The 24,341-nt window shown below is 65.6% G+C and carries 20 protein-coding genes; 14 read left to right on the top strand and 6 right to left on the bottom strand.

Going from position 1 to position 24,341, the window contains the following annotated elements:
• Positions 1-24: 24 nt before the first annotated feature.
• From Q8Z05_RS07280 to Q8Z05_RS07260, 5 genes are all read left to right on the top strand, one after another.
• Entirely contained in the window at positions 25-1,143 is a 1,119-nt protein-coding gene (locus tag Q8Z05_RS07280) for a histidinol-phosphate transaminase (RefSeq protein ID WP_305942804.1), read from the top strand.
• Between the two features lie 149 nt (positions 1,144-1,292).
• Positions 1,293-2,555, top strand: coding sequence for a pyruvate dehydrogenase (acetyl-transferring) E1 component subunit alpha (pdhA, locus tag Q8Z05_RS07275; RefSeq protein WP_305942803.1), 1,263 nt, complete (start codon positions 1,293-1,295; stop codon positions 2,553-2,555).
• Complete coding sequence (locus Q8Z05_RS07270) at positions 2,552-3,532, top strand: alpha-ketoacid dehydrogenase subunit beta (RefSeq protein ID WP_305942802.1); 981 nt, start codon at positions 2,552-2,554, stop codon at positions 3,530-3,532. Before pdhA ends, Q8Z05_RS07270 begins: the two co-directional genes overlap by 4 nt.
• Positions 3,533-3,557: 25 nt before the next feature.
• Positions 3,558-5,051 carry a dihydrolipoamide acetyltransferase family protein gene (locus tag Q8Z05_RS07265; protein ID WP_305942801.1) on the top strand — a complete coding sequence of 498 codons (1,494 nt, stop codon included), beginning with the start codon at positions 3,558-3,560 and terminating at the stop codon, positions 5,049-5,051.
• 27 nt (positions 5,052-5,078) lie between these two features.
• Positions 5,079-5,984, top strand: a complete 906-nt coding sequence (locus Q8Z05_RS07260) for a LysR substrate-binding domain-containing protein (RefSeq protein WP_305942800.1) — start codon at positions 5,079-5,081, stop codon at positions 5,982-5,984.
• 31 nt (positions 5,985-6,015) lie between these two features.
• Here Q8Z05_RS07260 and Q8Z05_RS07255 read toward each other — a convergent pair whose 3' ends face one another.
• From Q8Z05_RS07255 to Q8Z05_RS07245, 3 genes are all read right to left on the bottom strand, one after another.
• On the bottom strand, positions 6,016-6,354 hold the full coding sequence (locus Q8Z05_RS07255; RefSeq protein ID WP_305942799.1) for a hypothetical protein: 339 nt from the start codon (positions 6,352-6,354) through the stop codon (positions 6,016-6,018).
• Between the two features lie 164 nt (positions 6,355-6,518).
• The gene (locus Q8Z05_RS07250) at positions 6,519-6,950 is read right to left on the bottom strand and encodes a universal stress protein (RefSeq protein WP_305942798.1); all 432 of its coding nucleotides are present in this window, start codon (positions 6,948-6,950) and stop codon (positions 6,519-6,521) included.
• A 66-nt stretch (positions 6,951-7,016) separates the two neighbouring features.
• Positions 7,017-8,309 (bottom strand): aminotransferase-like domain-containing protein, encoded by a 1,293-nt coding sequence (locus tag Q8Z05_RS07245; RefSeq protein WP_305942797.1) that lies wholly within the window; start codon positions 8,307-8,309, stop codon positions 7,017-7,019.
• A gap of 120 nt (positions 8,310-8,429) precedes the next feature.
• On the opposite strand from Q8Z05_RS07245, the gene Q8Z05_RS07240 reads away from it, so the two are divergent.
• Positions 8,430-9,275 (top strand): isocitrate lyase/PEP mutase family protein, encoded by an 846-nt coding sequence (locus Q8Z05_RS07240; protein ID WP_305942796.1) that lies wholly within the window; start codon positions 8,430-8,432, stop codon positions 9,273-9,275.
• A 61-nt stretch (positions 9,276-9,336) separates the two neighbouring features.
• Here Q8Z05_RS07240 and Q8Z05_RS07235 read toward each other — a convergent pair whose 3' ends face one another.
• Positions 9,337-10,140: a GerMN domain-containing protein gene (locus Q8Z05_RS07235; RefSeq protein WP_305942795.1), complete on the bottom strand. Its 804-nt coding sequence runs from the start codon at positions 10,138-10,140 to the stop codon at positions 9,337-9,339.
• 180 nt (positions 10,141-10,320) lie between these two features.
• On the bottom strand, positions 10,321-10,887 hold the full coding sequence (locus Q8Z05_RS07230; protein ID WP_305942794.1) for an NAD(P)H-dependent oxidoreductase: 567 nt from the start codon (positions 10,885-10,887) through the stop codon (positions 10,321-10,323).
• Between the two features lie 266 nt (positions 10,888-11,153).
• On the opposite strand from Q8Z05_RS07230, the gene Q8Z05_RS07225 reads away from it, so the two are divergent.
• From Q8Z05_RS07225 to Q8Z05_RS07195, 7 genes are all read left to right on the top strand, one after another.
• Complete coding sequence (locus Q8Z05_RS07225; RefSeq protein ID WP_305942793.1) at positions 11,154-13,172, top strand: hypothetical protein; 2,019 nt, start codon at positions 11,154-11,156, stop codon at positions 13,170-13,172.
• A 34-nt stretch (positions 13,173-13,206) separates the two neighbouring features.
• Positions 13,207-13,881, top strand: coding sequence for a TetR/AcrR family transcriptional regulator (locus Q8Z05_RS07220; RefSeq protein WP_371745939.1), 675 nt, complete (start codon positions 13,207-13,209; stop codon positions 13,879-13,881).
• Positions 13,882-14,238: 357 nt separating this feature from the next.
• A complete protein-coding gene (locus tag Q8Z05_RS07215) occupies positions 14,239-15,225 on the top strand; it encodes an ABC transporter permease (RefSeq protein ID WP_305942791.1) in 987 nt (328 codons plus the stop codon).
• A gap of 2 nt (positions 15,226-15,227) precedes the next feature.
• A complete protein-coding gene (locus Q8Z05_RS07210; protein ID WP_305942790.1) occupies positions 15,228-16,211 on the top strand; it encodes an ABC transporter permease in 984 nt (327 codons plus the stop codon).
• Positions 16,208-18,496 carry a dipeptide ABC transporter ATP-binding protein gene (locus Q8Z05_RS07205; protein WP_305942789.1) on the top strand — a complete coding sequence of 763 codons (2,289 nt, stop codon included), beginning with the start codon at positions 16,208-16,210 and terminating at the stop codon, positions 18,494-18,496. The genes Q8Z05_RS07210 and Q8Z05_RS07205 overlap by 4 nt, the downstream gene beginning before the upstream one ends.
• Positions 18,497-18,549: 53 nt before the next feature.
• A complete protein-coding gene (locus Q8Z05_RS07200; RefSeq protein WP_305942788.1) occupies positions 18,550-20,259 on the top strand; it encodes an ABC transporter family substrate-binding protein in 1,710 nt (569 codons plus the stop codon).
• Between the two features lie 297 nt (positions 20,260-20,556).
• On the top strand, positions 20,557-21,645 hold the full coding sequence (locus Q8Z05_RS07195; protein WP_305942787.1) for a Gfo/Idh/MocA family protein: 1,089 nt from the start codon (positions 20,557-20,559) through the stop codon (positions 21,643-21,645).
• A 106-nt stretch (positions 21,646-21,751) separates the two neighbouring features.
• Here Q8Z05_RS07195 and ald read toward each other — a convergent pair whose 3' ends face one another.
• Complete coding sequence (ald, locus tag Q8Z05_RS07190) at positions 21,752-22,870, bottom strand: alanine dehydrogenase (protein ID WP_305942786.1); 1,119 nt, start codon at positions 22,868-22,870, stop codon at positions 21,752-21,754.
• Positions 22,871-23,104: 234 nt separating this feature from the next.
• Here ald and Q8Z05_RS07185 point away from each other — a divergent pair, with 234 nt between their 5' ends.
• Complete coding sequence (locus Q8Z05_RS07185; protein ID WP_371745938.1) at positions 23,105-24,325, top strand: PucR family transcriptional regulator; 1,221 nt, start codon at positions 23,105-23,107, stop codon at positions 24,323-24,325.
• Positions 24,326-24,341: the final 16 nt, after the last annotated feature.

Below are 24,341 nucleotides of genomic sequence, written 5' to 3'. Positions count from 1 at the left end.
GAGTGGAGAAGTAGGCTAGTTGGCATGACTTCACCAGAGAACCCCGCCGGCGGAATCAGGCCCCGCCCGGTGGTGGACAGGCTTCCGCGCTATGCCGCCGGTAAGCCTCCTGCCGCCGTCGAGGGCCTTTCCAGCTACAAACTGTCATCCAACGAGAACCCGCTTCCGCCCATCCCTGCAGTGTTGCAGGCCATCGCGGACCAGACCGACTTCAACCGCTACCCGGATCCCCTGAGCAGCAAGCTCCGCGGCGCGCTCTCGGAGTTCCTGCAGGTCCCGGCCGAGGACATCGTCACGGGTGCCGGCAGCCTGGGCGCCCTGAACCAGCTGCTGGTGACCTTTGCCGGACAGAACGACGACGGCAAAGCCGACGAAGTAATCTACGCCTGGCGGTCCTTCGAGGCCTATCCCATCTCTGTCGGGCTGGCCGGTGCTGAAAGCGTCCGGATCCCCCTGACCGCGGACGGGCGCCACGACCTTGATGCCATGGCCGCCGCAGTCACCGCAAGGACAAAGGTCATCCTGCTCTGCACACCGAACAACCCGACGGGGCCCATCCTCGAGAAGGAAGAAACGGAACGGTTCATCCGGTCCGTCCCGTCCGACGTCGTCATTGTCATCGACGAGGCCTACCAGGAGTTCGTGCGTGCCGGAAACGCCGTGGACGGCATTGAGATGTACCGCAAGTACCCCAACGTGGTGGTCCTGCGGACCTTCTCCAAGGCGCACGGGCTGGCTGGCCTTCGCGTTGGCTACAGCGTCTCCAACCCGGACCTCACGCAGCATCTCCGCGTAGCTGCTACGCCTTTCGCCGTCTCCCAGATCGCCGAGCGGGCAGCGGTCACTTCCTTGCAGAACTTCAGCCAGGTTGTAGAAAGGGTACAAAGCCTGGTGGATGAGCGCGACCGCGTCACGGCGGGACTGCGGGATCTCGGCTGGTTTGTACCGGACGCACAGGGCAACTTTGTGTGGCTCGATCTGGGTGAAAACAGCGCGGAATTCGCAGCACTGGCGGGAGCGCGCGCCCTGTCCGTCCGGGCATTCGGCAATGAGGGGGTCAGGGTGAGCATCGGCGAGGCGGAAGCGAACACCCGTTTCCTCGAGCTCTGTACGGACTATACAAAGCCGCCACGGCGTTCCTAGCGCTTAACATAACCCCCGGCGTCCGCCTACTGCGGATAAAGTAAGGGACAGTAAGCCAAAATATATGCCGGACCGGGAATGTATTCCTGACCCGGCATATATCCCAGCGAGATTGCGACGCATTCAGGTGCGGCAAGCAAGGAGACGGTATGGGCGCCACACATCTGCCCGCTACCGAGTTCGACGGAACCGGGGTAGACGATCAGCTCGAGGCGGAAGCCGAGGCCGTGCTGGGTGCGCCCGACGCCCCCATGGTCCAGCTCCTGGGGCCGGACGGCGCCATGGGCGAGGACCCGGTCTTCTCGGAATACGCCAACCGGCTCGACGCTGAAAAGCTGCGCGGTTTCTACGCGGACATGGCGGCCATCCGGCGGTTCGACCAGGAAGCCACTGCGCTGCAGCGCCAGGGCCAGCTGGCCCTGTGGGTTCCCCTCACCGGCCAGGAGGCGGCGCAGATCGGTTCAGGGCGGGCAAGCCAGCCGCAGGACTACATTTTCCCCACCTACCGCGAACACGGTGTCGCCCTGACCCGCAACGTAGACCTGGCCGAGCTGCTGCGCCAGTTCCGCGGCGTGTCCAACGGGGGCTGGAACCCCAAGGACACCAACTTCCACCTCTACACCCTGGTCCTGGCGGCGCAGACTCCGCATGCTGTCGGCTACGCCATGGGCATCCAGCGGGACCAGAAGCTTGCGGCCGCCAACGCCACCCCGGGCCAGCCGCAGGAGCCCAAGGCCGCCGTCATGGTCTACTTCGGGGACGGCGCCAGCTCCGAGGGCGACGTGCACGAGTCGATGGTGTTCGCGTCGTCGTACAACGCGCCGGTGGTCTTCTTCTGCCAGAACAACCACTGGGCCATCTCGGTGCCCAGCACCGTGCAAACCCGCGTCCCGCTGGCCGATCGCGCCAAGGGCTACGGCTTCCCGGGAATCCGCGTGGACGGCAACGACGTCATCGCAGTCCATGCCGTGACGGAGTGGGCACTGGAACGCGCCCGTGAAGGAAAGAGCCCGGTACTGATCGAGGCCTTCACGTACCGGGTGGGCGCCCACACCACCGCCGATGATCCCACGAAATACCGCGGCTCCGAAGAGGAAGCGCAGTGGCGGGCGAAGGACCCCCTCGAACGCCTGGAGAAGTACCTTCGCGCCGAGGGGCTGGCCGACGACGCCTTCTTCGCCAAGGTCAAGGCCGACGGCGATGAGCTCGCCGCGTACGTGCGCAAGACCACCCACGACCTCGAAACCCCGGACATCCGGACGGCGTTCGCCAACACGTATGCCGAGGCCCACCCGCTCGTGGCCGAAGAGCTGGCCTGGTTCGAGGAATACAGTGCGGGATTCGCTGATGAATCAGAAACAGCCGACGTAAAAGCCGCCGAGGCAAATACAGACGGGGCAGCCAACCGATGACCACCATGACCATCGCCAAGGCCATCAATGAGGGCCTGCGCGCGACGCTGAACAACAACCCCCGCACCCTGCTCATGGGTGAGGACATCGGTCCGCTCGGCGGCGTCTACCGTGTCACCGACGGGCTGATCGGCGAATTCGGCGCCGACCGCGTGGTGGACACTCCGCTGGCAGAGTCGGGCATCATCGGCACGGCGATCGGACTTGCCCTGAGCGGCTACCTGCCGGTCTGCGAGATCCAGTTTGACGGCTTCGTTTTCCCGGGCTTCAACCAGATCACCACGCAGCTGGCCAAGATGCACTCACGCAGCAACGGAAACCTCACGGTGCCCGTCGTCATCCGCATCCCGTACGGCGGCGGCATCGGCTCCATCGAGCACCACTCGGAGTCCCCGGAGGCGCTGTTCGCCCACACCGCAGGACTGCGCATCATCACCCCGTCCAACCCGCACGACGCCTACTGGATGATCCAGCAGGCCGTCGACTGCCAGGACCCCGTGATCGTCTTCGAGCCCAAGCGGCGCTACTGGCTCAAAGGCGAGGTCGACACCGAATCGCCCGGCCCCTCGGGCGACCCGTTCAAGGCCCATGTCCTACGCGAAGGCACGGACGCCACCGTGGTGGCTTACGGCCCGCTGGTGCCGGTTGCGCTCGCCGCTGCCGGCGCCGCCGCCGAGGATGGCCGCAGCGTGGAGGTCATTGACCTGCGGTCCATCTCACCGATCGATTTCGACACCGTCACGGACTCCGTCAAGAAGACGGGCCGGCTCATCGTGGCCCATGAGGCACCGACGTTCGGCGGCATCGGCGGCGAAATCGCGGCCCGCGTCAGTGAGCGGGCGTTCCTGTCCCTCGAAGCCCCCGTGATTCGGGTGGGCGGCTTCCACATGCCCTATCCCGTGGCCAAGGTGGAAGAGGACTACCTGCCGGACATCGACCGCATCCTGGAGGCGCTGGACCGCGCCCTTGCCTACTGACGACGCCTTCCAAACCGAGGACCCCATGACTGTAAACAAGTTCAACCTCCCCGATGTGGGCGAAGGACTCACCGAGGCCGAGATCGTTTCGTGGAACGTCAAGCCCGGCGACAGCGTCGCGGTCAACGACATCCTCTGCGAAATCGAAACCGCGAAGTCCCTTGTGGAACTGCCGTCCCCTTTTGCGGGCACGGTCACCGAGCTGCTCGTGCCAACGGGAGTGACGGTCGACGTCGGCACCCCGATCATCAGCGTGAGTGACACGGTGGCCGGGGATCCCACGCCCGCGGATGCGCCCGTTCCGCCGGCCCCGGCAGCAGCCGCACCGCGTCCGGCGCCGGCACAGCCGGCTCCGGGCACGGCAGCGGCACCCCTGGTGGGGTCGGGTCCCAAGGCCGACGCCGTCAAGCGCCGCCCGCGGAAGTCCACGCCGTCCCCGGCTGCAGCGTCCACAGCAGTGGTCCAGCCAGTTCCAGCGTTCGCGCCGGCTCCGGCAGTCGAGCCTGTCGAGACGCAGGGTATCTGGATCAACGCCGGCGCACAGTCCGCCACGGAAGCCCCGGCTCCCGGGGAAGCCCCGGGGCGGCCCACCCTCGGCGGCACCATCAGCGGCCTGGTGAACCGGGTCCTGGCCAAGCCTCCGGTAAGGAAGATCGCCCGGGACCTCGGGATCGACCTCGCCGACGTGGTGCCCACCGGTGCGCGCGGCGAAGTTACCCGCGAGGACCTGGTCAGCTACCAGGCCCAGCGCGACGCCGAGGTGGACAAGGCGGACACCTTCTGGGGCAAGTCCGGCCGGCCGCAGGATCAGCGCATCGAGCGGATTCCCGTCAAGGGAGTCCGTAAGGCCACCGCCAAAGCCATGGTGGAGTCCGCGTTCGCGGCACCGCACGTCAGCATCTTCGTGGATGTCGACGCCAGCCGCACCATGGAGTTCGTCAAGCGCCTCAAGGCCTCGCGCGACTTCGAGGGCATCAGGGTCTCGCCTCTCCTGATCCTGGCCAAGGCCGTGATCTGGGCGGCCGCGCGCAACCCCAGCGTCAACGCCACGTGGGTGGACAGTCCGGACGGCAGCGATTCGGCCGAGATCCACGTCAAGCACTTCATGAACCTCGGCATCGCGGCGGCAACCCCGCGCGGCCTGATGGTGCCCAACATCAAGAACGCCCAGGACCTCTCGCTCAAGGAACTGGCCCTGGCGCTCAATGACCTGGCGGTCACGGCCCGCGCCGGAAAGACCCAGCCCGCCCAAATGCAGGGTGGCACGCTGACTGTCACCAACATCGGTGCCCTGGGCATCGACACCGGCACACCGATCATCAATCCCGGCGAGGTGGCGATCGTAGCTTTCGGCACCATCAAGCAGAAGCCGTGGGTGCTGGACGGAGAAGTCATTCCGCGCTGGATCACCACCCTCGGCGGGTCGTTCGACCACCGGGTGGTGGACGGAGACCTGTCGGCCCGCTTCATGGCGGATGTTGCGGCGATCCTTGAGGAGCCAGCCCTCCTGCTGGATTAGAACTTCTTCCAGTCGAGAGGCACACCGATGGAGACGCGACACCTCAAGTACTTCATTGCGGTGGCTGAAGAGCGGCATTTCGGCCGTGCCGCGGTCCGGCTGCACATGGCCCAGCCCCCGCTGTCGCAACAGATCCGCCAACTCGAGGAGCAGCTGGGAACACAGCTGCTGGTCAGGACCACACGGAAAGTGGACCTGACGCCTGCCGGACAGCTGCTCCTGGACCGGGGCCGGCAGCTGCTGCAGGAACTCGAGGTGTTGGAATCGGACGTGAAGCAGGTCGGTGCCGGCGCTACGGGCGTACTCAGGGTGGGATTCACCGGAACAGCTACGTACCGGCTGATGCCGGCAGTGGTGCAGGCAGCACGGCGCACTCTTCCCGGCCTGCGGATTACTGTCCAGGGCGAAATGCTCACCCCGCAAATGGAGGCGGCACTCGAGGAGGGCCGGCTTGACGTCGCCGTTCTTCGGCCCCCGGTCCGCTCCGGTGACATTGCCTTGAAGCTGCTGGAGCAGGACCAGCTGGTGGCCGCGCTCCCGGCCGATTCGCTGTTGGCCGGACAGGGACCGCTGGAGCTTGCGGACTTGTCGTCGCACGATTTCATTGGTTATCCCGCGTCATCGGCGGTGAGCGGCATCGTCATCGATGCATGCCGGCAGGCGGGGTTCCAGCCGCGGCTGGTTCAGGAAGCCAAGGAAACGTCCACGTTGTTGTCCCTCGTGGCCGCAGGCATGGGGATAGCGCTTGTGCCTATGACCTCACGGATGTTTTCGTTCCAGGGTGTGGTGTTCCGCGCGCTGCGGAACCCGCCTCCGGTGGACCTTGCAGTGGCGTGGAACCGCACCAGCGAATCGCCGCTCCTGGAAAGTTTCCTGGCACTTTTCGATTCGCTGCCTGCGTTTCCCGTGCCCGACGTGCCAGGGGTCGAGTAGGCGGCAGCGCCCATGGGTCCGGTAGGCCCGCCTAGTACGCGGGGTAGTTTGAGAGCATCTGGGCGAGGGCGGGATCGGCGGTCATTCCGCTCAGTCCCACTGCTGCCGCGATCATCACGCCGGAAAAGCCGGTGACGCAGGCGGTGACAACCGCGAAGAATTTCCAGTCATCGCGCATGACGCTGCGGATGGTTTCCGGCAGGTTCAGGCCGGGCGCAATCAGGTTGGGTGCGGTGTCGGTGGATCCGTCGTCGAGGAACGCGATCACCCGGTCGTTGGCCCGGTCCACCCGCATGGTGCTGATGTGGTTGCCGTGGCGGGCAAGAAGGATGTCGTGGCCTACCAGCTGGCGGCGCTGAAGCGTCAGCATATTGTTCCCCTGAAGTCGTCGGTACTCGGATGTCCGCACCATCGAGCACCCTTCAATTTTATCGCCGCAAACCGCGTGATTCCGGCGAAAAACGGGTGAGACTGCCCACCAGGGGGAGTGACGCCGGTCAACCCCGGGCCGGGACGACCTAGGGCCGGGACGACCTAGTCGGCGTCGTCGGTCTTGGCGATGTAGACGTCGCACGGCGCATTGTGCGCCACGCTGTTAGCGACGCTGCCCAGCACCCGGCCCAGCCCGCGCATCCGGCGGTTCCCCACCACGATCATGCGGGCGTCGAAGCGCTCGGCTTCCTTGATCAGGGCTTCCGCCGGCTTGCCGCGGGCTGCCGAGTAGGTGACCTTGAGGTCTTCCGTGCTCAGCCGGGCCGCGACGTCCTTGGCCACCTTCTCAGCGTCCCCGGCGTCGGAGACAATCCAGCGGTCGCTGCCGCTGCCGAACACCTCGGTGCGGTCGCTGTCGAAGGCCGTGACCACATGGAGCGTGGCCCCCAGTGATGCGGCCAGTCCCCGCGCCGTTTCGGCGGCCCGCATTGCAGTCTCGCTGCCGTCAACACCGACAACAATAATTCCGGTCATGCTCCAGCTCCTCAGGATTCGGTCAGCCTCATGAAAGTGCCCGGCTGCATGCAGTTATGACTCAGGCTACAGCGCCGCTATGGCGTCCCGCAGTACCGGCGCGAGGCGCCGCACGCCCTCCGCGATTGTCTCCGGAGGAACGGCACTGAACGCCAGGCGCAGCTTGTTGGACGGTTCGTCCGATGGCGTGAACGCCGCTCCCGGAATGAACACTACGCCTGCGTCGATTGCCTTGCGCAACAGCGGGTAGGTGTCCACGCCCTCGGGGAGGGTCACCCAGACGAAGAAGCCGCCCTCCGGCCGGGTCCAGCTCAGTCCCTCCGGCATGTACTCAGCCAAGGCGGCCAACATCGCCTGGCAGCGCTCGGCGTAGAGCCCGCGGTAGGTTTCGATCTGCCCTTTCCAGTCGTAGTCCCGCAGGTAGGCGGAGACCAGCATCTGGTTCAGGGTCGATGGGCAGAGCGTCACGGCCTCCGAGGCCAGGTAGTAGCGGCGCTGAAGGTGGGCCGGCACCAGCGCCCAGCCGATCCTTAGCCCGGGCGCGAAGATCTTCGAGAATGAGCCCATGTAAATGACGTCGTCCGGATTGGCGGCCCGCAGCGGCGCCCACGGTTTGCCGTCGAAGCGCAGCAGCCCGTACGGGTTGTCCTCCAAGACCAAAATATTTGCTTTGCGGCATATATCGACGATTTCCTGCCGGCGTTCCGCTGCGAGGGTGATGCCCGACGGGTTGTTGAAGTTGGGGATGGTGTACAGGAACTTGATGTTCCGTCCGGCCGTCTGGAGGGCTGCGATCCGGGCTTCCAGGAGGTCCGGAACCAGGCCGTGCTCGTCCATGGGTACGGTGGCCACCTCCACCTGGTAAGCCTCGAAGGTGTTCAGTGCGCCCACGTAGGTCGGTTCCTCCACCAGCACCACGTCGCCGGGATCGCAGAACACCTTTGTGGCCACGTCCTGGGCGGACTGGGAGCCGGCAGTGACCACCACGTTGCGGGGATCAGCGTCAAGGATTCCCTCAGCCGCCATAACCTCGCAGATCTGGGCGCGGAGCTCTTCGGTCCCTTGGCCGCTGCCGTACTGGAGGGCGGTCATGCCCTGTTCAGCAATGATCTTCGCAGCTGTCTGGCCGAGCCGTTCCAACGGCAGCGACTGCAGGTACGGGCTGCCTCCGGCAAGCGACACAAGTCCCGGGCGCAGGGAGATGTCGAAGACGTCGCGGACCGCGGATTGTTTGATGTTTGCTGCGCGCTCCGAGAACAGTTCGTCGTGGCGGTGTGCGGACGTTGCCGCGCGTTCGATTGCATCAATTGCCTCGGCCGGCAGGACATCGGCGGCGGCGTCAAGTGTTTCGTGGGTCACATCCACAGGATACAGCCATATGTTGTCCACTAGGCAACGGTTGTTCACTTAATTTGCCCACCCCGGCGGCTCCGGCCTGAAGTGCTTTACCTGCGGCGGCGCAGGGCATGGAATAGAGCCATGGCAACGAACAGTCACCTCGGATCCCTGGCCGCCTCCTTCCATGCCCTTCACGAGGGCGCGGTCCCGCTGGTCCTGGTGAATGTCTGGGACGTGGCGTCCGCCCGCCTCGTGGAGGAAGCGGGAGCAGCCGCGCTGGCCACCTCCAGTTCCGCCCTCTCGTGGAGCCTGGGCTTTCCGGACGGCAACCATATGCCGCGTGACCTGGCCATGGCGGCCCTTCGCCGGATCGCCGCATCCACGGCCTTGCCGGTTACGGCTGACATTGAGGCCGGGTATGCGCACGTTGGCGGCGGGTTCGATGACGGCGAATTGCGCGAAACCGTCCGCGCTGTGCTTGCCGCCGGGGCGGTGGGTGTGAATTTCGAGGACTCCGGTGAGCAGCCGCTGACGGACGTTGACGAGCAGGCGCGCCGCATCGCCGTCGTCCGCCGCACGGCGGAAGAAGAAGGGGTTGACCTGTTCATCAACGCCCGCACGGACACCTATCTGTCCGGCCGGTTTGCGGAGACTGCATTTACGGAAACGCTCGGCCGCGCTGAGGCCTACCTTGCCGCCGGGGCCAACGGAATATTCGTGCCCGGGGTGCAGGACCTGCACGTGCTCCACGACCTGGCACGGCGGATTGCCGCGCCCTTGAATGCGCTGGCCGGCCTGGGGGCGCCCTCCGTGGGGGAACTTCACGACGCCGGCGTTCGCCGGATCAGTATCGGCGGCAACACGGCGAAGGCCGCTTATGCCACGGTGTCCCGGGTGGCCGAAGACGTGCTCGGCGACGGCAACTGGTCCGAGCTCGCCGGTGCCCGCAGCCACGAGGCCATGGACGATCTGTTTGGGGGCAGCTGACTTGACCGGATTCCCGGTCGGGGGCCGCCCTTCGGATCGTCGCCCGGCCCTTCGCCCGGGCTTACCGAAGGCTCAGGATGTCTGCGAGCCGCCGCCCGTCAATGTAGATCTCGGCCCGGGCCGCACCCACGGCTGAAACGGCCGTATGCGTAAGCTGGGCTTCCAGCCGGGGAATGTCGCAGGTGCCGCCCGGGCGGAGGGTCCCGGTCAGGTGGACCACCACGGTGGTCCCGTCGAAGTAGGCGGAAAGGTACTTCAGCGCGGAGTTGTCCAACGAGTTGTACAGACCCTCCGGAGGGTTTCCGCCTCCCAGCAGGATGGCCAGGGAGGTCCGGAGCGGTTCCTCCGCCGCGGCGGGGCTGTGGAAGACAGCCACCAGGCTGTCATTGCACCCGAACCGCACGCCGGTGCTGCCGCCGTCGTCCACTGCCACGAAGTACACGGGCGTCCCGCCGGGCACCAGGCCCTCCGGCGCGGCCCGGCCGCCGGCCGCCGGCAGTGTGTCGGTGGCGGAACCGTCTATCGTGGCGGCGGCTCCGCCGTTGGCGCCGGCCTGCGGCGCGATGCTGTCCGCCGCCCTCGGTTTGGGGGGCGGGCCGGAGGGGGCGGCAGTCGTCGGGCCGGAAGCCGCAGTCTCCGGTTCGGACGAGGCAGCCGTCGCCGGAGCCGATTCGGCGAGTGCGGCAGCGGTGCTTGCGGTGACCAGGAATGGTGCTGGCAGCGGCTGCGGAACCGGCATGCCGCCGGGCTGGACAGCCGTACTGACCGGTGAAGCTTCGGGAGGCAGCGAGCACGATCCGAGCCACACCGGAAGCATCAACGCGGCAGTTGCCGCAATTGCCCGGATCCCAGGCGTGGACATCATGAACGCACCGCACTTCCAGCTCTCGCACGTCCCCGTCTCCACGTTACGGCGGAGCGTCTGTGCGCGGAATATGCGCCGAGTGACGGTTGTGCGTCAGCTCCATCACGGAATGGTGACGCAAAACGCCCCCGGCTGCTGCCGGGGGCGTTATGTGGAGTGAATCTGACGTGGTGCGTTGGATCAGGCTGCTTCGGCTGCAGTTTCCGCGTTGGCCAGGGCAGCGAAGACGCCCTTGATCTGCTCCACAACTTCGGCGTCATCCTTGGGGTGGACTTCGGCGAAGCGCACCATGGAGCCCGGAACGGCAAGCTTGGCGTCCTCGACGACCTTGGCGCCGGCGATGCCGACAGCCTTGCGGGCTTCGTCCTGCGCCCAGACGCCGCCGTACTGGCCGAACGCGGTACCCACGACGGCGGTCGGCTTGCCGTTGAGGGCCCCGGCGCCGAACGGGCGGGACAGCCAGTCGATGGCGTTCTTCAGCGACGCGGGCACGGTTCCGTTGTGCTCCGGGGTCACCAGCAGCAGGACGTCGGCGTCGTTGGCGGCGGCGCGGAGGGCGGCGGCAGCAGCCGGAACCTGGCCCTCGACGTCGATGTCCTCGTTGTAGAACGGGATGTTGCCCAGGCTCTCGTGGATAACAACGTCAACCTGCTCAGGCGCGTTCAGCTGGATGGCCTCGGCGAGCTTCTGGTTGGTGGATTCGGCGCGGAGGCTGCCGACCAGGGTAAGTACGGTGCTCTTGGACATGTGAACTCCTAGTGTCTGGCCGCGGGAGTACCCGCCGGCTGATTGGTCATGGAGGCTGGTTGATGCCTTCACTCATGCTAAACGGACTGCGGTCCGATTATTATTCCCCCAACTGAATCTCCCCGTGTGAGCCTCGTCGCAACGCGCTCCCCGCCCGCCGCTCGATTAGACTCAAAGGCGGTCGCTCGTCCGTCAGCGGTTCATGATCACTGGGGAACGGGACTGCGTCCCCAACGGAAGTTCGCAGCCAAGCCCACGGAGTCGATGTGCCCCACCCCCCAGAGACAGCCGAACGCCGTCCGGCCGCGGTGGCTCAAGGCCGCCCGTCCCGGCCATGGAACCGCAAGGTCGTTGGCATCTGCCTCGGGCTCGTCGTCATGGCGGGATTCCTGCTGCTGGTTCAGCTTCAGCCTCTTAGCGGGTGGTGGGTCCTGGCACTGACAGGTGTGCTGGCCCTTGCGGTGCCAACCGCACGTCAGTTGTCGCAGCGGATAGTCATCCTGGGATGCCTGTACTTTGGCGCGGTTCCCTTGCTGTGGTGGATGCCCCTTCCCGCGGAATTCCCGGGGTGGGGCCAGCTACTCCTCGGCGGGCTGATTTCCGGGCTTGCGATGTGGATCATCGGGTCCCCGGACCGGAAGGCGGCCGCAGCCTCGCTCCTGCCGTCAGCGGGCAAGGCGGACACCCTGCTCCTGGTTGCCGCGGCACTGGCCTCAGCAGTGTTAGTGCCGTATTTTCGCGTCTCAACGGGTCCACAGGCCCTGGGGCTCCTGCTGGCCAGCTGGGACAACTCTTCCCACTTCAGCATGTACAACATGATCCGAACCCACGGCACGGTGGTCCCGATGGCCGGCATCTCGGAGAGCGGCCATCCGTGGACCTTCATGGAGTATCCGCAGGGGTTCCACACCGCTCTCGCAACCATGGCGGACCTTGCCGTGGGACATGCACCGGGGCTGCTGGGGATTGAATTGGTGACCTACAGCCGGCTGAGTTCCCTCGCTGCCGTTGGTGCCACGGTGATGGTGACCGCCGCACTCACCTCCTTGCCCTGGATCAGGGAGCGGCCCATGATGTGTACGCCTTTTGTGGTGCTGGCCATCACGGCGTGGTCCTTCGGCACCGCCTCCATAGCCACGCTCCATGCGTTCCAGAACTTTGTTGTCGGTGTTGCGTTGCTGGTTTGCCTGATGATCGTGGTGTCCTTCGCGGACTCCCTGGGCAAGCCTGTGGTTTTCGCAACCTCTGCTGCCGCGGTAGTCGGAATTGCCAACACCTGGGCGCTCTTGCTGCTCCTGGTTGTGCCGGTGGCCGCCTTTGCCGTCTTCCCGTGGTCGCGGCAACGGTGGCAGGGTACGAGGGCAGAATGGCTGGCAAACAGCGTGACGGCGACGGCCGGCTTACTCGGCCTGGCCCTGATCGGCCTGCAAATTTCCCGGATCGAGACCGGCACAGTCGTGACAGCCATTGGTAGGGTTCCGAGCTCCACCCACGGCGTGGAAATCGCCACGTTCCTTGTTGCCTTGGCCGCGTCCATATTGCTGGTGCACGGTAACTTCAGGGCATTCCTCGCCGGTCAAGGACAGCTTCCTGCGGCCGCCAGGCTTGTGGTGACCCCTGTCCTCGGCCTTGCAGTTGTTATCGCGCTGGGTACCTACCAGATCATCACTGCCGGGAAAGTCAACTACTACTCGCTCAAGCTGGCCTTGGCGGTGGAGCTCATCCTGCCCGTCATTGCGTGCATTGCCGTGACGGCACTGGTCGGCCGGTGGCTTGCGTCCCAAAGGTATGGCCGCCCCAGGGGGCTGGCGGTCATGTCTGCTTTGGCAGCCCTGGCGTCCACGCAAGTCTTCGGGCTCACCGTCCAGGACACCAGGCCGCTCGGCATGGATCCGATGACGCCGTATCAGCAGGGGATGTCCACCATCGAGTCGCACACCAGCAAGAATGCTGATGCCGCCACGCAGCTGTTCCGCGCCGCGGAGACCCACACGGCCGGTCGGGGGGATGCCATGTTCATCATCAATTCCGAGCAGATTGATCCGCTCCTGGCGGCCACGTGGTACCTGGCGCTGACGGGCACCCACAATCAGAACACGAACGGGCTGGTGGAGGAACTGCGGCCGCTCCACGAGGGCTACGGAGGCAATCTCGCCCGCGTCGCAGAAGATGTGCTGGAAGCGGATCCGGACGTTTCCCTTGTCCTTGATGCGGCCCTTCGAGACTTTCTTGCCTCCGAAGGACTGTCCGAGCAGCTCCTCAAGCGAACCATCAGCGTGAACTGATTTCCGCGAACAAAGCGGGGCTAGAATGTCCGGTGTGAGCCTCATCCCAATCCGGTCCGGATCGCAGCTGGGCGGGGAAACGGAACGCAGCGATGCCGTCCGCAACCGGGAGCTGCTGCTCAGGGCCGCCCGCGAACTTATTGAGGAGTGCGGCGCTGACGGCCTCACCATGGACCGGCTGGCCGAACGGGCCGGAGTCGGCAAAGGCACGGTCTTCCGGCGCTTCGGCTCCCGGGCCGGGCTGATGATGACGCTGCTGAGCGACTCGGAGGCGGAGTTCCAGGGCCGGTTCATGTTCGGCCCCCCGCCGCTCGGTCCGGGCGCACCCCCGCTGGACAGGCTCGTGGCCTTCGGCGCGGAGCGGATCGCCTACGTCCTGGAGTACGGGGAGCTGGCCCGCGCCGCGGACTCCTCCGCCTACAACCGCTTTGATGTACCCGCCGCCGTGCTGTGGCACCGGCACATCGAAATGCTCCTCCGCGCGGCCGGGGTGAGCGCGGATCCGTGGCTCATGGCGATGTCGCTGAGCTCCACCCTGGATCCGGAACGCCTGCTCTATGCGGTGCGGGTCCATCACGTGGCTCCGGAACGGCTTGTGGAGTCCTGGCGCGAGCTGGTGACGAGCCTCGTCAAGTGCCCCGGCGGCGTCGACCGCCGGGAGGCCAACGGGCCTGAGGGACGGAGGACATTTCCACCGGACGAAGCGTAAATCCAGCGGATGGCCGGCCACTCAAATCAACCATCGTGATTTATTCATAACGATCTGGTACAGGACCCCCGTGTTTCCGGTTGAGGGCATCCTGGCGGCTTCTCCATATGTGGTAGTTTCCTCTGGAATGTGACCCGCAACATAGTCCACCAGGACAGTGCCCTTGGGCGTGCGGGCGGCCAGACACCCGCTGGCCATGATCCTGGATCGGCGGCGGAACCCTCGCCGGTGCGGGGGATGACGGAAGGATCAACTGCTGTGAATGCTGAAATGACACCCGCCGGGAACGGCACCTCCGCAGCGCCGCCGTCATTGCGCGGCGCGGAACTGGCGCCGGCGATCCAGAGCTAGGCAGACATGTTCCGCTACCTCGCCAAAAGGGCAGCCACCTACCTGCTCATGATCTTCCTGACCACGACGGCGGGCTACTTCCTTGCCGTCAGCACACTGCAGCCCGCGCTGCTGGAACAGGAACGCATTCCACGGCCTACACCCGAGCAGGTGACCAATTCCTTCCGGCTCAAGGGCCTTGATCCGACACTCAGTCCCTGGGAGCGCTACGTGGACTGGCTCACGGCGGTCGTGACCCGCTGGGACTGGGGACGAAGCCCCAACGGCGCGTTCATCAATGCCGAATTCGGCGACCGCGTATGGATTTCCACGCGGCTGTTCCTGGCCTCCATCGTCCTGACCCTCATCATCGGCGTCGCGCTGGGTGTGTACACCGCCGCCCGGCAGTACAAGTTCCAGGACCGCGTCATCACGTCCTACAGCTACCTTGTGTACATCGTGCCCGCCCCGATCGCCTACTTCCTGGTCCAGCTGGGCGCCATCAACATCAACGAATCCATCGGCGAACGGATCTTCTTCGTCACGGGCATCTCCACTCCCGGACTGGAGGGCAACGCCTGGGTCCAGTTCGTGGACATGCTCGCCCACTACGCAGTGCCCACGCTGGCCATCACGCTGGTGGGCTGGGGAACCTACCAGATCGCCCAGCGCCAGTACCTGCTGGACAACGTCAATGCCGACTTCGTCCGCACGGCCCGCGCCAAGGGCCTCACCCGCAACCAGGCCATCGCCCGCCACGCCCTGCGGGTTTCGTTCATCCCGGTGGCCCAAAGCATCGCCTTCACCATCCCGGCCATCTTCGCCGGCGGTTTCTTCGCCGAGAAGATCTTTGCCTGGCCCGGCGTCGGTTCGTGGAGCATCGACGCCATTGCCCTGCAGGACGTCAACGCGGCCACCGCCACGCTGGCCTACGGTTCCGTCATCTTCGCGATCGGCGCCATCCTCGCGGACTTCGCCACCACACTTGTCGACCCGAGAGTGCGGGTGCAGTAACCATGACCAACCTCAATGCCATCGACCCGGCCGCCGTCGCCGAGGAAGCAAAGATCGAGAACGACGACGTCGTCATCGCCAAGTCCTCGATCATCCTGCGGCGCTTCCTGCGGAACAAGACAGCCGTGGCCGGCCTGGTCATTTTCCTCGCCCTGACGGTCTTCTCCTTTGTGGGAGGATTGCTCTCCCCCTGGGACAAGGAAACAATCGACCCGTTCAACATCGGCATGCCGCCCTCGGCGGAGCACCTGCTGGGCACATCCCAGGCCGGCATCGACCTCTATGCCCTGATGGTGGAAGGAACCCGGATCTCCATCCTCATCGGCCTGGTGGTCGGCCTGGTGTCGGTGCTGATCGCCGCCGTCTACGGCTGCACCATGGCCTACTTCGGCGGCAAAGTGGACAAGGTGATGCTCTTCATCCTGGAGGCCCTCATCATGATGCCGGCACTGCTGGTGGTGGCCGTGGCCACCAGCGGCGGAGGCAACGGCCTGCGGGAGAACCTGCCCAGCTGGCTGCTGCTGATCATCGTGCTCCTGGTCTTCAGCTGGATGGGCACCGCCCGCCTGATCCGCTCCCTCTCGATGTCGCTCATGCAGCGCGACTTCGTCAAGGCCGCCCAGTACATGGGCATCCCGGCCCGCCGGATTGTCTGGCGCCACCTGGTCCCCAACATCGGTTCCCTGCTGGTCCTGGACATCACCCGCGGCGTCACCGGCGCCATCCTGGCCGAGGTGGCGTTCTCCTTCATCGGCATCGGCATCAAGGTCCCGGATGTGAGTCTGGGTGTCCTCATCAACCAGGCGACCTCCCAGGTCCAGACCTTCCCGTGGATGTTCTGGGTTCCGCTGGTGGCGATGTTCCTGCTCACGGGTTCCCTGGCCATGATGAACGACGGCCTCCGCGACGCGTTCGACCCCAGCTCCAGCTCAGTTGGCCGCGCCAAGGGCAGAACCCACAAGACTGCAGGGAAGGCCCGCAAATGAGCAGCGACACCACCGCCAGCACTGAGATGACCGCAGAGCGCCTGCACGTCGCAGGGCTGCATGCACCGGGGGATGCCCCGGCGGACGCCGTCCTGTCCGTCCGTGACCTGAACGTCCGGTTCAACTCGGAAAACGGCGTTATCCACGCGGTACGCGGCGTGGGCTTTGATCTCCTGCCCGGCAAGACGCTGGGCATCGTGGGCGAGTCCGGCTCGGGGAAGTCAGTGACGTCGCTGGCCATCATGGGCCTGCTCCCCTCGACCGCAGACATCACCGGCTCCGTGAGGCTGAACGGCACGGAACTGCTGGGCCTCAGCGACAAGGCCATGTGCCGTTACCGCGGCAACGACATCGCCATGGTCTTCCAGGATCCGCTCTCGTCCCTGACCCCCGTGTACACGGTGGGGAACCAGATCATCGAGGCGCTCACCGTCCACCATCCCAAAATGAGCAAGCAGGCCAAAGAAGCCCGCGCCGTCGAACTTCTTGACATGGTGGGCATCCCCAGCCCGAAGGACCGCCTGAAGGCGTTCCCGCACGAATTCTCCGGCGGCATGCGCCAGCGCGTGATGATCGCCATCGCGATCGCCAACAACCCGCGGGTGCTCATCGCGGATGAGCCGACGACGGCACTGGACGTCACCATCCAGGCGCAGGTCCTGGAGGTGCTGCATACCGCGCAGGAGGAAACCGGCGCCGCCGTCGTCATGATCACGCACGACCTTGGCGTGGTGGCTGGCATGGCTGACGACATCATGGTGATGTACGCAGGAAAACCGGTGGAAACCGGCAGTGTGGATGACATCTACTACAGCCCGCGGATGCCCTACACCATGGGCCTTCTCGGCGCCGTGCCGCGGGTGGACGTCGCGGAAAAGGCCTCGCTGGTGCCCATCGAGGGCATTCCGCCGAATCTGATCCACCCACCCACGGGTTGCTCCTTCGCGCCGCGGTGCCCGCTGGCGAGCGATGCCTGCCTGCAGGGTGAACCTGAGCTGTGGCCGGTCAGTGGCCCCCGGGGAGCCGGGAAAGGACTGCCTGGCGGCGGGCCGGCCGGCAGCGGCGCACACAAAGCAGCCTGCATCAAGACCGATTCCCTGGGCGCCGAAGTGGACGTCCACGAGATCTTCCAAGCTCCGGCCGTTCCGGTCTCCCGCTTCGACGCCGTTCCGCGGCTCGAGCGCAAAAAGGTACTGGAACTTCGGGACGTCCGGAAACACTTTCCGCTGCTGAAGGGTGCGCTCATCAAGCGGCGCATCGGGACAGTGAAGGCCGTGGACGGGCTGAGCTTCGATATCCGCGAGGGTGAATGCTTTTCGATCGTGGGGGAGTCCGGTTGCGGGAAGACCACCACACTGCTGGAAATCATGGAGTTCCATAAGGACCAGGACGGCGAGGTGACCATCGGCGGGCTGAGCAACAAGGCAGCCTCCGATGCCAAAACGAAGACCGCCATGCGCAAGGAACTCCAGATGGTGTTCCAGGACCCGACGGGTGCCCTTGATCCGCGCTTCACGGTGTTTGAAGTCCTGTCCGAACCGCTGGAAAACGCCGGCATGGCCAGGCCCGCGATCCGGAAGCGCATCATGGAACTGATGGAGCTGGTTGGCCTCCAGCCGGACCACGTCAACCGGTTCCCCAACCAGTTCTCCGGAGGCCAGCGCCAGCGCATTGGCATCGCCCGCGCACTCGCCGTCAACCCCAAGCTGGTGGTCCTCGACGAACCCGTGTCCGCACTGGACGTGTCCGTGCAGGCAGGCGTCATCAACCTCCTGGACAAGCTCCGCGCGGAACTCGGCCTGAGCTACCTCATGGTGGCCCACGACCTGTCCGTGGTGCGCCATATCTCCAACCGCGTAGCCGTGATGTACCTCGGCAAGATCGTGGAAATCGGTGACGTGGACAGCGTTTTCGACAACCCGCGACACCCCTACACGCGCGCCCTTCTGTCCGCGATCCCGGTGCCCGACCCGCAGCTGGAACGGACCCGCGAACGCATCATCCTGCAAGGCGACCTGCCGTCCCCGCTGGATGCGCCCAAGGGGTGCAACTTCGCTACCCGCTGCCCGGTGTTTGCCGCGCTGCCCGCCGCGAAGCAGGAAAAATGCCTCACGCTTGAGCCGCCGCTGGAAACTGTCTCCCGCCCGGCGGCGGCCCACCCGCAGGAGGTCCGGTCGCAGACGCCCGCGGCAGCGGAAGATTTGCCGACGGACCAGCAGTTCGCCTGCTTCTTCCCGGACGGCGAACTCGACGCGGACATGCTTGTTGTCCACGACAGCCCATGACTTGCCCGATCCCCCAAAGCACCAACTCTCGCACCAAAAATGAAGGGAAAACCATGAAGAATCTGACCAAGATTGGCGGGGTGGCCGCCGTAACGGCAGCGCTCGCGCTTACCGGCTGTGGCGGAGGCGGCACCCCCTCGGGCCCCGACGCGGGCAAGGGCCAGGAAGCCGGCAGCGACCTCACCAAGCTGATCAGCATTAACGCCAAGGACGCCAAGGACCTGGAACCGGGCGGCACCGTGACGCTTCCGCTGGGCAACATCGGTCCGGACTTCAACGGCTTCTCCAACAACGGCAACAGCGCGGACAACACGGCGCTGCACCGCCCGATTGACCAGGCCGGCACGTGGGGCTGCTGGAACTTCGACTTCGACGGCACGGCGACGCCGAACAAGGACTTCTGCGAGGACGTCAAGAGCGAGGTCAAGGACGGCAAGCAGACCATCACCATCAAGGTGAACGAGAAGGCCTCGTACAACGACGGCACGCCGATCGACGTCAAAGCCTTCGAGAACACCTGGAACATGCTCAAGGGCGAAAACAAGGACATCGACATCGTCAGCTCCGGCGCGTACGAGTTCGTTGATTCCGTGAAGGCAGGCGCCAGTGACAAGGAAGTCGTTGTCACCACCACCCAGCCCGTCTACCCGCTGGATGCCCTCTTCACCGGCCTGATCCACCCGGCCGTGAACACGCCGGAGATCTTCAACACCGGCTTCACCGGCGACATGCACCCGGAGTGGATGGCAGGACCCTTCAAGCTGGACAAGTACGACAGCGCCGCCAAGACTGTCACCCTGGCCAAGAACGACAAGTGGTGGGGCGCCAAGCCTGTCCTCGACAAGGTGGTGTTCCGCCAGCTGGAGAGCAGTGCCGCGATTGCAGCCTTCAAGAACGGCGAGATCGACGGTGTGTCCGCCAACACGATCACCCCGTACAAGCAGCTGGACGGCACGAAGGATTCCGAGATCCGCCGCGGTCAGCGGCTGTTCGCCGGCGGCCTGAACCTCAACGCGCAGAAGGCCCCGCTGACGGACGTCGCCATCCGCAAGGCAATCTTCACCGCCGTTGACCGTGAGGCCCTGCGCAAGGTCCGCTTCAACGGGCTGAACTGGGAAGAGACCAGCTCCGGCTCCATGATGCTGCTGCCGTTCTCCAAGTACTACCAGGACAACTACCCGGCCACGGAATCCGGTGCCGAGGCAGCCAAGAAGGTGCTGACCGATGCCGGGTACAAGCCCAACGCAGCAGGCATCATGGAGAAGGACGGCGTCCCGGCCGCATTCAAGATCAGCAACTTCGGTGATGATCCCACCACCCTGGCCTTCGTGCAGACCCTGCAGAAGCAGCTCCAGGCCGGCGGCATGGACGTAGGAATCGACCAGCGTGCCTCTGCCGACTTCGGCAAGGTCCTGGGCAGCCGCGACTTCTTCCTCAGCGTCTCCGGTTACACGGTGGGTGCTGACGCAACGGACGCCGTCAAGCAGTTCTACGACTCCAAGACCAACGAGAACGAGCTGGGCGACGCCGAGCTGGATGCCGAGATCAAGGCGCTTAGCAGCATCGAGGACAACGCCGAACGCAACAAGGCAGCCATGGAAGTTGAAAAGAAGCACATGGCCAAGTACTTCTCCATGGGCGTTGTGATGAACGGTCCCCAGATCTCGTTCGTCCGCACCGGCCTGGCCAACTACGGTCCGTCCCTGTTCAAGAGCCTGTCCCAGGTTCCGGACTGGACCACCATCGGCTGGGAAAAGAAGTAACAGCAGCCTGCCAGCAGTAACGCCGGGCCGGCATCCCCGTGATCCGTTCATACGGACTTTTCACGGGGTGCCGGCCTTCGCCGTCCCCTCCGACGCTCTCTCACTTCCTGCGCCTTTCCGGGCGATCCTCTCTCACGTTTCGCGCGTTTTCCCGAGACCCTCTCTTACTGTTGCCGCATTCCCCGGCACGCTCCCGCAGGAAGTGAAAGAGCGTTGGTCCGGCGGTTGCAGGATGTGAGAGAGCGTTTGATGAAACAACGCAGGAAGTGAGAGAGCGTGCGGGGGTAGCGTTGGACCATGAGCATAGAAGCAACGCCCGGCTCCGGCCCGGGCAAGCCCTCCATCCGGACGGCAGTCGCCGGCTTCGGACTGTCCGGCCGCGTGTTCCACGCACCGCTGATCACCGCCAACTCCGCGTACTCCCTGGACGCCATTGCAACGTCCGACGCCGGGAGGCAGGAAGATGCGTCCGCCAGCTACCCGGCGGCTCAGCTAGTGAACAGCCCTGCCGACCTCCTGGCGCTCGCCGGCGACCTTGACCTCATAGTCCTCGGGACGCCGCCGGCCACCCACTACCCGCTGGCGAAGGCCGCGCTGGAGGCGGGACTCGACGTCGTCGTCGACAAGCCTTTTGCGGTGCGCAGCGCCGAGGGCCAGGAACTCATGGATCTCGCCGCGCGGCTGGACCGCGTGCTGACGGTCTTCCAGAACCGCCGCTGGGACGGCGACTTCCTCACGGTCCAGGGCCTGCTGGAAAGCGGCGCCCTGGGTACTGTGACCCGGTTTGAGTCGCGGTTCGAGCGCTGGTCCCCGGAAGTTTCCAAGGCCTGGAAAGCTGATGCGACGGCGGACGACGGCGGCGGGGTGCTTTTTGATCTCGGGACGCACCTCATCGACCAGTCGCTGCAGCTGTTCGGCCCGGCAACCGTCATTCACGCGGAACTTCGGGCCCGGCGGCCCGGGGAAAAGACCGACGATGACGTGTTCGTGGCCCTGCAGCATGACTCCGGCGTGGTCAGCCACCTCTGGATGAACATGCTCTGCGCCCAGCAGGGACCCCGTTACCGGCTCCTGGGCTCGGAAGGCGGCTTCACCAAGCACGGCGTCGACCCCCAGGAGCCGTACATTGTGGCCGGCGGAGGGCCTCTGGACGAGGAATACGGTGTCGAGGGCGCCGAATGGGCCGGGCTTCTAGGCCGTGACGGACACCTGGACCGGCTGTCCACCGAACGCGGCGCCTACCCGGAGTTCTACCGGATCCTCGCGGACAAAATCAACGACGGCGGCACGGCCTCGCCGCTGCCCCTGCCAGTAAACCCCTCCGGCCCGATCGAGGTCCTCAAACTAATAGAAAAGGCACGCGAACTGGCTCTGCACAGAGCTTAACCAAAACTGCGCTGAACGACAGACATCCGGCAGCGTGCGTCAAAGCGACGAAGGAGCAGCACGCCGAGGATGTGTGTCGTCCAGCGCAGCGGGACGAACTAAGGAGTTATGCGGAGACCAGTTCGTGCCAGTCGCCTACGAGCGGCAGGTTGTGCGCTTCGGAGACGGAGTGGTGTGCCACGTGGCCGGCAGCGATGTTGAGGCCGGCTGCCAGGGCGGGGTCCTTCTCGAACGCGGCCTTCACACCGAGGTTGGCGAGGGCAACACCGTAGCGCAGGGTCACGTTGGTGAGTGCGTACGTGGACGTGTTGGGAACGGCGCCGGGCATGTTTGCCACGCAGTAGAAGATCGTGTTGTGGACCTTGTACGTGGGTTCCTGGTGCGTGGTGGGGTGCGTGTCTTCGAAGCAGCCGCCCTGGTCCACGGCGATGTCCACCAGCACGGAGCCGGGCTTCATCCGGGAAACCAGTTCGTTGGTGACCAGCTTGGGGGCCTTGGCGCCCGGGATCAGCACGGAGCCGATCACCAGGTCCGCATCCACCACGGACTTCTCGATCTCGTACTTGTTGGACGCGACGGTCTTCAGCCGGCCCTGGTACTGGGCGTCGAGTTCGCGCAGGCGGTTGATGTTGATGTCCAGGATGGTGACGTCGGCACCGAGGCCCAGGGCCATGGCGGCGGCGTTGGTGCCGGCCACGCCTGCACCGAGGACAACCACCTTGGCCGGACGGACGCCCGGGACGCCGCCGAGGAGCACGCCCTTGCCGCCGGCGGGAGCCATCAGCGAGGTGGCGCCGACCTGGACGGACAGGCGGCCGGCAACTTCTGACATCGGGGCCAGCAGCGGCAGGGTGCGGCCTTCCTGGACGGTTTCGTAGGCGATCGCGGTGACGCCGGAGTTGATGAGCTCCCGGGTCAGTTCGGGCTCGGCGGCCAGGTGGAGGTAGGTGAAGAGGATCAGGCCCTTGCGGAAGCGGTGGTATTCCGCGGCGATGGGCTCCTTGACCTTCATGACCATGTCGGCGCGGGCCCAGACGTCGTCAGCTTCGGTGACGATCTCGGCGCCGGCGATGGCGTATTCCTCGTCGGTGATTCCGGAGCCCAGCCCCGCACCGCGCTCCACGAGCACGGTGTGGCCGTGGGTGCGGAATTCATGCACGCCGGCTGCCGTGATGGCGACGCGGAATTCGTTGTTCTTGATCTCTTTGGGGACGCCGATGATCATTTGTGGGCTCCATCGTTGGTGGCCTCTTGGGCCGAATGAGCGGGGGAATCTGTACTTCCAGAATAAATCCGCGTGTGAGGTAGCTGACAGAATTCCGCTCCTGCCCGCCCGCCTCTTCCGCGTGTTTCCGGGGTTTTTGAACTCCGCACCTAGACATCTGTCGAGCCGTGGGGCGTCAGGTGTCGCCTCGTGTCCGTTCACGCTTCAGCGGCGCCGGGCAGTAATGTGGCAAGCATGCACCAGCAGGATGTGGAACAGCTCGTTGAGCAGGTGGCCGTGAAGCTTGGCCGCGGGCTTTCGCTTGAGGATCTCGACGGCGTCCTGCTCGCCTACAGCTCCAACCAGTCGCACGCGGACCGGGTCAGGGTGAACTTCCTCCTCAGCAAACGCGTGCCGGCGGACGTCAAGGCATGGCAGCTCTCGCACGGCATCGCGACGGCGGTGCGTCCCGTCGTCGTACCCGCCAATGAGGACCTGGGGATGCTGGGACGCGTCTGCGTCCCGCTGCTGGTGCGCGGCTTCCGCGTCGGTTACTTGTGGGTGCAGCAGGACATCGAGGACCAGAGCGCGACGGCGATCCTCACCCAGCTGCCCGGCGTCCGGGATGATCTTGAGCTGCTCTCCGGCCTGCTGCTTGAGTCGAACACGGCTGAATCGGAATTCCGGCGCCGCAGGGAACAGGAGTTCCTCAGCGCCTGCCGCGGCGAGGCAAACGCCGTGGCGGCGGTGGCCGGCTGGAAGGAAGTCCAGGGGCGCGGTCCGTGGCAGCTCGTCACGGTGCTTGACGCCGACGGCTGGGCGGAGGGATCCGACCCCATCGCCTCCACCCTGATCCACCGTTCCGCGGCGCTGCAGGCCACCATCGGCGTGGATGCGGCGCTCTTCAGCGCAGGCACCGAAACCCACGCCGTGATTCTGTTCCGGGAGTCCACCGGGCGCGCGGCGCACGCGCAGGTCCTGGTCCACTACCAGCTGGAACTCGCCAAGCGGTCCGGCCGGCCGGTGCGCCGGATCATCCTGGGAACGAGTGAAGGCTTCGCCAAACCCCGCGAAATTGCCGATGCCTACCGGCAGTCGAAGCAGGCTGCACAGGCCGCGGCGGTGGACCCGCAGCTGGGCGAACTGGTGGACTGCCGGGCCACGGGCGTTTACCAGCTGCTGGCGTCCGCCGGCGGCGGGGCGGGGGCCTGGGCCGACGCCGGTTCCGTCTACTCGCGCATCCTGGAGGACCATGACCGGAACGGTGAGCTCCTGCCCGTGCTTGAACTCCTCTACGACAATGACGGGTCGGTGCAGGACGTGGCCACCAAACTGCACCTGCACCGGAGCAGCATCTACAACCGGCTGGGCCGCATCCGGCAGGTCCTTGGCGTGGATCCGCTGAAGGGCATGGTGCGGCTGGAACTCCATGCGGCGCTCAAGGCCCGCCGCTGGGCAGGGCGGCCGCGGATTTAGCGCGGACCCGGCCGCG

This window comes from Arthrobacter oryzae, from assembly GCF_030718995.1.
GTDB classification, from domain to species: Bacteria; Actinomycetota; Actinomycetes; order Actinomycetales; family Micrococcaceae; genus Arthrobacter; species Arthrobacter oryzae_C.
This window is presented reverse-complemented; position numbering and strand designations above follow the sequence as displayed.